The 8,454-nt window shown below is 68.7% G+C and carries 9 protein-coding genes; 2 read left to right on the top strand and 7 right to left on the bottom strand.

From position 1 onward, the window contains the following. Positions 1-57: 57 nt before the first annotated feature. Positions 58-1,737, top strand: coding sequence for an MFS transporter (locus AC1D15_RS11185; protein ID WP_477826021.1), 1,680 nt, complete (start codon positions 58-60; stop codon positions 1,735-1,737). Between the two features lie 128 nt (positions 1,738-1,865). Then, positions 1,866-2,078 (top strand): AbrB/MazE/SpoVT family DNA-binding domain-containing protein, encoded by a 213-nt coding sequence (locus AC1D15_RS11180; protein ID WP_477826020.1) that lies wholly within the window; start codon positions 1,866-1,868, stop codon positions 2,076-2,078. On the opposite strand, the gene AC1D15_RS11175 is transcribed toward AC1D15_RS11180, so the two are convergent. From AC1D15_RS11175 to AC1D15_RS11145, 7 genes are all read right to left on the bottom strand, one after another. After that, the gene (locus AC1D15_RS11175; protein WP_052212083.1) at positions 2,072-2,311 is read right to left on the bottom strand and encodes a cysteine-rich CWC family protein; all 240 of its coding nucleotides are present in this window, start codon (positions 2,309-2,311) and stop codon (positions 2,072-2,074) included. The two genes, AC1D15_RS11180 and AC1D15_RS11175, sit on opposite strands and share 7 nt — an antisense overlap. Further along, positions 2,292-3,134 carry a hypothetical protein gene (locus tag AC1D15_RS11170; RefSeq protein ID WP_477826019.1) on the bottom strand — a complete coding sequence of 281 codons (843 nt, stop codon included), beginning with the start codon at positions 3,132-3,134 and terminating at the stop codon, positions 2,292-2,294. Before AC1D15_RS11170 ends, AC1D15_RS11175 begins: the two co-directional genes overlap by 20 nt. Positions 3,135-3,330: 196 nt before the next feature. Further along, positions 3,331-4,881: a malonate--CoA ligase gene (locus tag AC1D15_RS11165; RefSeq protein ID WP_477826018.1), complete on the bottom strand. Its 1,551-nt coding sequence runs from the start codon at positions 4,879-4,881 to the stop codon at positions 3,331-3,333. A 30-nt stretch (positions 4,882-4,911) separates the two neighbouring features. Beyond that, the gene (locus AC1D15_RS11160) at positions 4,912-5,700 is read right to left on the bottom strand and encodes an enoyl-CoA hydratase/isomerase family protein (RefSeq protein ID WP_477826017.1); all 789 of its coding nucleotides are present in this window, start codon (positions 5,698-5,700) and stop codon (positions 4,912-4,914) included. A gap of 10 nt (positions 5,701-5,710) precedes the next feature. Beyond that, positions 5,711-6,715: a Bug family tripartite tricarboxylate transporter substrate binding protein gene (locus tag AC1D15_RS11155; protein WP_047506902.1), complete on the bottom strand. Its 1,005-nt coding sequence runs from the start codon at positions 6,713-6,715 to the stop codon at positions 5,711-5,713. A gap of 74 nt (positions 6,716-6,789) precedes the next feature. Beyond that, positions 6,790-8,097 (bottom strand): malonyl-CoA decarboxylase, encoded by a 1,308-nt coding sequence (locus tag AC1D15_RS11150; protein ID WP_465112683.1) that lies wholly within the window; start codon positions 8,095-8,097, stop codon positions 6,790-6,792. Beyond that, positions 8,090-8,454 (bottom strand): GntR family transcriptional regulator (locus AC1D15_RS11145; RefSeq protein ID WP_477826016.1); only part of this gene is annotated, 365 nt, incomplete at its 5' end. The genes AC1D15_RS11145 and AC1D15_RS11150, both read right to left, overlap by 8 nt.

Raw genomic sequence — 8,454 nt, 5'->3', positions numbered from 1 at the left:
GAAGATGCGGCACGCCTTGCCGTTCGGCAAGGAGCCTGACGACAAGGAGACATTCCAATGGCAACTGCAGTGGCCAAACCGGCACGCAACCCCGCGGCGCCGATGACGGCGGAGGAGCGCAAGGTCATCTTCGCGTCCAGCCTCGGCACCGTGTTCGAGTGGTACGACTTCTACCTGTACGGCACGCTGGCCGCCATCATCGGCAAGCAGTTCTTCTCCAACCTCGACCCGGCTTCGCAGGTCATCTTCTCGCTGCTCGCGTTCGCGGCCGGCTTCATCGTGCGGCCGTTCGGCGCGCTGGTGTTCGGGCGGCTGGGCGACATGATCGGGCGCAAGTACACCTTCCTGGTGACGATCCTGATCATGGGTCTGTCGACCTTCATCGTMGGCGTGCTGCCGACCTACGCATCGATCGGCGTCGCCGCCCCGGTGATCCTGATCGGCCTGCGGCTGCTGCAGGGCCTGGCGCTCGGCGGCGAGTACGGCGGTGCCGCCACCTACGTGGCCGAGCATGCGCCGCACGGCAAGCGCGGGGCCTTCACCTCGTGGATCCAGACCACGGCGACGCTCGGTCTGTTCCTGTCGCTGCTGGTGATCCTGGGCACGCGCACCTGGATCGGTGAGGAAGCGTTCGCCGACTGGGGCTGGCGCATTCCGTTCCTGGTCTCGATCCTGCTGCTGGCCGTCAGCGTGTGGATCCGCCTGTCGATGAACGAATCGCCGGCCTTCAAGAAGATGAAGGAAGAGGGCAAGACCTCGAAGGCACCGCTGACCGAGTCGTTCGGCCAGTGGAAGAACCTGAAGATCGYGATCCTGGCACTGGTCGGGCTGACGATGGGCCAGGCCGTGGTCTGGTACACCGGCCAGTTCTACGCGCTGTTCTTCCTGACGGGCGCGCTGAAGGTCGACGGGGCGACGGCCAACGTGCTGATCGCCGCCGCGCTGCTGATCGGCACGCCGTTCTTCATCGTGTTCGGCACGCTGTCGGACAAGATCGGCCGCAAGCCGATCATCATGGCCGGCTGCCTGATCGCGGCGCTGACCTACTTCCCGCTGTTCAAGGCGCTGACCGAGACGGCCAACCCCGAGCTCGCGGCGGCCCAGAAGAGCGCCAAGGTCACGGTGACGGCCGACCCGTCGGAGTGCTCGTTCCAGTTCAACCCGACCGGCGTGGCCAAGTTCACCAGCTCGTGCGACATCGCCAAGCAGGTGCTGGCGGCAGGCTCGGTGAGCTATGACAACGTGGCCGGCACCGGCCCGGCGAAGATCTCGATCGGCGACAAGACGATCGAATCCTTCTCGTCGAAGGGGCTGCCGGCCGACGAGGCCAAGGCCAAGGATGCCGCCTTCAAGAAGGACGTGGCGGCGGCCCTGAAGGAACACGGCTACCCGGCCAAGGCCAAGCCGATCTCCTTCATGAGCGGCCAGTGGTGGACGCTGGTGGCGATCCTGTCGGTGCTGGTGATCTACGTGACGATGGTCTACGGCCCGATCGCCGCGATGCTGGTGGAGATGTTCCCGACGCGCATCCGCTACACCTCGATGAGCCTGCCGTACCACATCGGCAACGGCTGGTTCGGCGGCCTGCTGCCGGCGACGGGCCTGGCGATCGTGGCGCAGACCGGGAACATGTACAACGGCCTGTGGTACCCGATCGTGTTCGCGTCGATCACCTTCGTGGTGGGGATGCTGTTCGTCAAGGAGACGAAGGACGTCGACATCTACGCGAGCGATTGAGCGCGCACGGTTGACGTGAATTCGAGGCGCGGGCCGTGGCGACACGGCCCGCGTTTGCGTTTGCGGCGCAGGAACTTCCTCCGGCCCGGTGCCACTCAGTCTCATCGATGCCTGAGAGGGGTACAAGGATGAACGCCACCGCCACCCTGTCGAGCAAATTCCAGATCACCAATCCGAAAGCCGTGCGTGAGAAGCAGAACTGGCAAGCCGGTCAGGAGTTCGTGTTCATCCCCAAAGGCAACGGTGTTCTCGTGATGCCGGTTCCCGAACTTGCCGAGTTGGCGGGCATCGCCAAAGGCGCGCGCAAGAACGGCTATCGCGACCGCAAGGATCGCTATTGACGCGAGGGATTCCGCTCGACCTGCGCGTCGAGATCGGCAGCCTGAGACATCTCGATCAGGCAATCGCCGCACAGGCACCGGTCGTACGCCGACCGAAGCCGCGCCAGCGTTTCCGCGCTGAGCACCACGCGGCTGCACCAGCACGGCTGGTCGTCATTCACGCCGCAATGGAACGCCCGCTCGCAGCGCGGGCAGAGGCTGTCGTCGCCGCTGTCAGCCGGCAGCGCGTCCACGTTGCCGCCGCAACAGCGCCGTCGCCAGCGCGAGGCCACCCAGCCACGCGAAGCCGAGCGCACCGCCGCCCTCGTCGCTGTTGTTGCTGCCGCCGCTGCTGCCGCCGCCGTTCCCGCCGCTCGGCGGCGGCGTCACCACGCCGACCGCACCGGCCAGCGCGACGGTGCGCGTGAACTTGGTGGTGGAGGTGCCGGGGTGCATGGTGATGGTCAGCGTTGCGTTGTAGCCCGCGGTGTCCGGGGCGCTGAACGAGATCGTCGCACGGCAGGTGGCCGCGTTGGCGAGTTTCTGCGCACTGCAGGTGTCGCTCTTCAGCGTGAAGCGTGCCGCGCCGGTTCCGCTGATCGCGACGCTGTCCACCGTGACCTGCCCGAAGGTCTTGCCGTTGGCCAGGTCCAGGTTCTGCGACACGGTCGGGGTGTTCACCGCGCTGGCCGAGAAGCTCAGCTCGGTCTCGCTGGTCTTCGGCGTGTCGGCGAGGTAGGCGGCGAGGTCGGTCATCTGGTCGACCTCGAGCACCTGGAACTGCTTCATCTGGCTGAAGTTGTTCAGCGCATAGCCGAGGCGGTTCAGCGCCGTCTCGGCATCGATCGCGGCGAACTGGTTGTGCTGGCCGGTGGTCGTGAAGCTGATCTGGTCGCGGCGGTTCTGCACGTTCGTGTGGCAGCTGGTGCAGTTGCCGGTGAACGAGCGGCCCGTCTGGTTCATCGTGTCCTCGAACAGCAGCTTGCCGACCACGGGGTCGTAGTCCGCGTGCGCGGCGAAGGCGGTCGCGGCCAGCGCGGCGGCAAGGGCGGTGCGGGCGAGGTTCGAGGCGGACATGGCGGCTTTTCCGATGGGCACGAGCCGAAAACCCTGCAAGGGCCCTGCCACCCGCTGCAACACCCGCTGTTCCCCGTAGGACGGGGGAGGCGCTACCCAGGCAGGCGACCATTCGCGCCCACGGGGTGCCGCAGCATGTCAATCGCGTTGCGCGCCCTCACAGGCGACGCATTCGCTTACGCCGCGCGCGGCAGCGTCAACCCGCGGCGAACAGCCCCTTGTGCCTCTCGCGCAGCAGGTTCTTCTGCACCTTGCCCATCGTGTTGCGAGGCAATTCCTGCACCAGCTCGACCAGCTTGGGCACCTTGAAGTTCGCGATCTGCGCCTTCAGGGCCGCCGCGATCGCGGCCCCTTCGAGCTGCGCGCCGGCGCGCGGCACCACCACCGCCACCACCGCCTCGCCGAAGTCCGGATGCGGCACGCCGACCACCGCGCTCTCGGCCACGCCCGGCATGTCGTTGATGTAGCCCTCGATCTCGGCCGGGTAGACGTTGTAGCCGCCGCTGATGATCAGGTCCTTGCTGCGCCCGACGATGCACACGTAACCGCGTTCGTCGATGCGGCCGACGTCGCCGGTCTTGAACCAGCCGTCGGCGGTGAACTCTTCCTTCGTCTTCTCCGGCATGCGCCAGTAGCCGGCGAACACGTTCGGGCCCTTCACCTCGATGCCGCCGATCTCGCCGCGCGCGCAGTCTTGACCTCCATCGCGGCCTTCGTCGCGCACCCGCAGCTGCACGCCCGGCAGCGGGAAGCCCACCGTGCCGGCGCGGCGCTCGCCGTCGGCCGGGTCGTACGGGTTCGAGGTCAGCATCACCGTCTCGCTCATGCCGTAGCGCTCGAGGATGGCCTGCCCGGTGCGCTCGCGCCAGGCGTTGAAGGTCTCGGGCAGCAGCGGTGCCGAACCGGCGACGAACAGCCGCATGTTGCTGCAGGCCGCGTGCGTGAGCCCGGGCTCGGCGAGCAGCCGCACGTACAGCGTCGGCACRCCCATGAACACCGTTGCCTGCGGCAGCGCGGCCAGCACGCGCTTCGGGTCGAACTTCGCGAGCCAGATCATCTTGCTGCCGTTCAGCAACGCACCGTGGATCGCGACGAACAGCCCATGCACGTGGAAGATCGGCAGCGCATGCACCAGCACGTCGCCCGGCTTCCATCCCCAGTACGCCTTCAGCGTGCGCGCATTGCTCAGCATGTTGCCGTGCGTCAGCATCGCGCCCTTGCTGCGGCCGGTGGTGCCGCTGGTGTACAGGATGGCCGCCAGGTCGTCGGCGCCGCGCACCGCCGGCTCATGCCGGTCGCTCTGGTGCGAGGCGCGCTCCAGCAGGCTGCCGGTGCGGTCGTCGCCGAGCGTGAACACATGGCGCGTGCCCGCCTTGAAGGCGATCTTGCTGACCCAGCCGAAGTGCTTCGGCGCGCACACCACCACCGCCGGCTCGGCATTGCCGATGAAGTACTCGATCTCGGCGGCCTGGTAGGCGGTGTTCAGCGGCAGGTAGACGAAGCCGGCACGCAGCACCGCGAGGTACAGCATCAAGCCCTCGACCGACTTCTCGGTCTGCACCGCGACGCGGCTGCCGGCCGGCAGCTCCAGCGATTCGAGCAGGTTCGCGAGCATCGCGGTCGCGCGCTCGAGGTCGCGCCAGCTGTAGCTGAGCGGCGCGTCGCCGTCGGCCACCTCGATCGCGGTCGCGTCGAGGTCGGCGGGAAAGGCCGCGCGCAACGCGGCGAACAGGTTTTCACTACTCATCGAACCTCCTCGGGTATCTTCAACCGCGCTTCAACCGCGCTGGAAATGCGGCGGGCGCTTCTCGATGAAGGCCTGGATGCCTTCACGGTGTTGGGGGCTGTCGGCATAGCCGTAGTGCGCGCGGCGCTCGTCGGCGCTCGGCCCGCCGGCGGCCAGCTGGCGCAGCGTGCGCTTGTTGATGCGCGCGGCCTGCGGCGACAGCGCCGCGAGCGCACGCGCGCGCTGCAGCGTGTGCGGCGCGACCTGTTCGTCGGCCACCACCGCATGCACCAGGCCGCGCTGCAGCGCAAGCGAGGCATCGACCAGGCGCGCCTCGAGCAGCATCTCGCGCAAGGTGGGCGCGGGCACCACGCGCGCCAGCAGCTGCAGCTCGCCCGGTGCCATCGGGAAGCCGAGCTTCGCGATCGGTGCGCCGAAGCGGCTGCCCATGCCGGCGATGCGGATGTCGCAGCAGGCGGCGATCTCGAGCCCGCCGCCGACGCAGGCGCCCTCGATCTGCGCGATCACCGGGATGTCGCAGTCGAGCAGCGCCTGCAGCGCGGGCGCGACGGTGTGCTCGTGGAAATCGTGCAGCCGCTGCTCGTCGAAGCGGAACTGCGCGAACTCGCCGATGTCGCCGCCGGACGCGAACTGCCCGTCGGCCCCGCAGACGATCACCGCATGCGGCGCATCCGCCGCATCCTGCGCCTGCAGCCGCACGAACACGTCGCGCAGCGCCTGCCACATCGCGATGTCGATCGCGTTGTGCTTGCCGGGGTGGGCGATGACGACCCGGGCGATGCCGGGTTCGTCATGGCTCAGCGTGATGGAACCGGGCACGCGCGCCTCGTCAATCAAGTTTTGCGCCGGAGGCCTTGACGACGTCGGCCCAGCGCTTGATCTCGCCGTTGACGAACTTGCCGAACGCGTCGCCGTACAGGTTGGGCGTCTCGGCACCGAGGCCGTTCCAGGCCTTCACGAGGTCGTCGGAGGTGAGCGCCTTCTTCATCTCGGCGCGCATCGCCTCGACGATCTCCTTCGGCGTGTTCTTCGGCGCCCACAGGCCGTACCAGGTGGCGACCTGGTAGGTGGGCAGGCCGGCCTCGGCCGAGGTCGGCACGTCGGCGAAGCCCGGTGCGCGGCGCTCGGAGGCGACGGCCAGCGCCTTGATGCGCCCGCCCTTGATGTGGTTGGCTGACGAACCGAGGCCGTCGAACATCATGTCGACCTGGCCGGCGATCAGGTCCTGCAGCGCCGGGCCCGCCCCGCGGTACGGGATGTGGGTGATGAAGGTCTTGGTCTGCAGCTTGAACAGCTCGCCGGCCAGGTGGTGCGAGGTGCCGTTGCCGGCCGAGCCGTAGTTCAGCTTGCCGGGGTTCTTGCGGGCGTACTCCAGCAGGCCCTTCAGGTCGGTGACCGGCACGCGCTGCGGGTTGACCACGATCACCTGCGGCACGCTGGAGATCAGGCCCACCGGGATGAAGTCGGTCTCGATGTTGTAGTCGAGCTTCGGGTACATCGACGGGGCGATCGCGTGGTGCACCGCGCCCATGAAGAAGGTGTAGCCGTCGGGCGCCGCATGCGACGCGACGGTGGCGCCGACGTTGCCGCCCGCACCGCCCTTGTTGTCGATCAGGAACTGCTTGCCGGCGTTCTTGCTCATCAGCCCGAACAGCGGGCGCGCGAACGCATCGGTGCCACCGCCCGCCGGGAACGGCACGACGATCGTGACCGGCTTGCTCGGCCAGCCGCCGCTCTGTGCGCCGGCGAACGGCACGGCCAGCGTGGCCGCCGCGGCGGCGCCGGTGCGAAGAACGTCTCGTCGTGTCGGCGCGCGTCGTGAATCGAAGCTCATGGTGTCTCCCGGTCGTTGAGTGTGGAGCAGGGCGGGCCGCGCTCGGCCCGTTGGGTGCGGAAGCGCTTGCCTTCCTACAGCAGGGCGGCCACGGCGCGCGAATGCGCCACGTCGCCCTGGGTGAATTTCTCGTGGCTGGTCTCGACCTTCTGCAGGTCGTAGAGGTAGTTGACCATCATCCCGAACGATTGCTTGAGTCCTTTGCGCGAGAGGTTACCCGAAGGATTGAGCCGTTCGAGCCGCGCGCCGTTGTCGAGGTGGAAACGCGCCACCGCATCGCCGCCCGGCGTGGTCGACACGTGCACCAGGTAGGCGGCGCACAGGCGGGCCAGCGCCTCGCGTTCGGCCTCGGCCAGGCCTTGCAGCGTGGCGGCGGTGGCGAGCGTGGCCAGGTCGCCGCCGCTCGCTTCGTCGAGCAGCTCKCGCGCCTGCACCAGCCGCTCGGCCTCGCCGCGCTTCAGGCCGGGCAGCGCGGCCAGGTCGCTGCGGGCCGTCAGCCAGGTGGCGAAGCCGGGGATCGGCGACAGCGTGCAGAAGGTCTTGAGCTGCGGCAGCTCGCGCTTGAGCTGCTCGGCCACGCGCTTGATCAGGAAGTTGCCGAGCGACACGCCCTTCAGCCCCGGCTGGCAGTTGCTGATCGAGTAGAACGCCGCCACCTTGAACTGGTCCGGCGGCAGCGGCTGCGAGTTCTTGTCGATCAGCGGCGCGATCGCGCCCGGCATCTCGGGCAGCAGAGCCACCTCGACGAAGATCAGCGGCTCGTCGGGCAGCTGAGGGTGGAAGAACGCGAAGCAGCGGCGATCGGGCTGCAGCCGCCGGCGCAGGTCGTCCCAGCCGTCGATCTCGTGCACCGCCTCGTGGTGGATGATCTGCTCCAGCAGCTGCGCGGGCGAGCGCCAGTCGACCTTCTGCATCTGCAGGAAGCCGGGGTTGAACCACGACGACAGCAGGTGCAGGAAATCGGCCTCCAGCGCGCGCAGCTCGGGCTGCGCCTTCACGCGGGCGAGCAGCTTGCGGCGCATCGCGACGATGTGCGCGGTGCCGCCCGGCGTGCGGTTGATGCGGCGCAAGAGCTCCTGGCGTGGCGGCTCGGCGAGGTGGGTCAGGCGGATCAGGTTGTCGGCCGAGGGCTCGTCGGCATAGGCCTGCGCCACCGACAGCACCGCCTTCGGGTCGGGGCTGAAATCGCGCGACAGGCGCTCGAAGAAGCCGGCCTGCTGGTCGTCGGGCAGGCCGCTGAAGCGGGCCACCAGGCCGCTCGCGATCGCGACGCTGTTGGCCTCGCCGCGCTCGGAGAGCAGGCGGCGGCAGTCGAGCATCAGGCTGCGCAGCGCGCGGTCGTTGCCGGCGCGGCGGGCGGCGTTCTTCAGGCCTTCAAGCATGGTGTTGTCCCTGGTCGATGGAGGCTTCCTGGGCCGCTTCATGGGCGCGCAGCGCCTTCAGCGCGGCGAGCTGGGCCAGCAGGTGGTCGTGCATCAGCTGCTCGGCGCGCGCGGCGTCGCGCTGCTCGATGGCCTCGATCAGGCGGCGGTGCTCGCCGATCGATTCGTCGATGCGCCCCGGCCAGTTCAGCTGGCGCCCGCGCAGCAGCCGCACGAAGCGGCGCAGGTCGGTGGTGGCGCGGTCGAGCCAGCGGTTGGCGGCCAGTGCCTGCACGGTGCTGTGGAAATCGTGGTTCGCGCGGTAGTAGCCGTCGATGTTGTGCGCCGCGGCGTGCTTCTCGAGCGCCGCATGCAGGC

The sequence above is a fragment of the Rhizobacter sp. P2_H2 genome (assembly GCF_056403375.1).
This window is presented reverse-complemented; position numbering and strand designations above follow the sequence as displayed.